Origin of the sequence: Rhodoplanes sp. SY1, from assembly GCF_046000175.1 — a bacterium.
In the GTDB taxonomy this organism is placed as follows: Bacteria; Pseudomonadota; Alphaproteobacteria; order Rhizobiales; family Xanthobacteraceae; genus Rhodoplanes.
Window position 1 is genome coordinate 1 of sequence record NZ_JBEOMB010000289.1, and the last position, 778, is coordinate 778.

1 protein-coding gene and 1 pseudogene are annotated in these 778 nt (G+C 73.3%); both read right to left on the minus strand.

Translation table 11 applies throughout. The features are described 5' to 3' along the window. Nucleotides 1-246, minus strand: a pseudogene (locus ABTU92_RS29170) (hypothetical protein); the annotation flags it as partial. A 241-nt stretch (nucleotides 247-487) separates the two neighbouring features. Then, nucleotides 488-778: adenylosuccinate synthetase (locus tag ABTU92_RS29175; protein WP_408095052.1), on the minus strand; the 291-nt coding region annotated here is incomplete at its 5' end.

Here is a 778-nt window from a genome sequence, read left to right on the forward strand (position 1 = left end):
CGGCGCGGCGTTCGGCCCGGACGGTCCCGCCGGCGGCGCGACGGCCTCGCCGGGTCCGGACGGCTTGCGATCCTCCGGCGGCGCCGGCCGCTCGGCCGACCGGTCGCGCTCGGCCGAAGCGCCCCGCTCGCCGGCGGCCGACCGTTCGGCCCGTTCGGCCCGCTCCGCCGCGGCCGCGGCCAGGCGGTCCACCGAACCGGCCGACGATCCGCCACCCGAGAACCCGCCGCCCAGCCGTGACGCCATGGCGTCCGAGCGCTCGGCCCGCGCCTTGCGGGCCGAGTCGGCCTCGACCTTGCGGATGGGCGCCGCGGGCCCGCTCGTAGAGGGTGCGCCGCGCCTCGCCGGTGTTCTTCTCGAGGCCCGCGACCGCCTTGGCGATCAGTGGATAGTAATCGGCCATCAGGTCCAGTCTGTTCCGGGTGCCCCGCCGCCGGGCTTCTGCCCGGAGCGGCGCGGCTTGGATCGGCGCGATGTCCCCCGCGCGTCAGCTTTCGAAAGGATTGTGGACCAGGATAGTGTCATCCCGTTCCGGGCTCGTCGAGAGCAGAGCGACCGGACATCCCACCAATTCCTCGATCCAGCGCACGTACTTGATCGCCTGCGCCGGCAGCTCGGCCCAGGACCGCGCATTGGCGGTCTTGTCCTTCCAGCCCTCGATGGTCTCGTAGATCGGCTCGACCCGCGCCTGCGCCCGCTCGCTCGCCGGAAGATAGTCGATGGTGCGGCCGTCGAGGCGGTAGCCGGTGCAGACCTTTATCTCGTCGAGCCCGTCGAG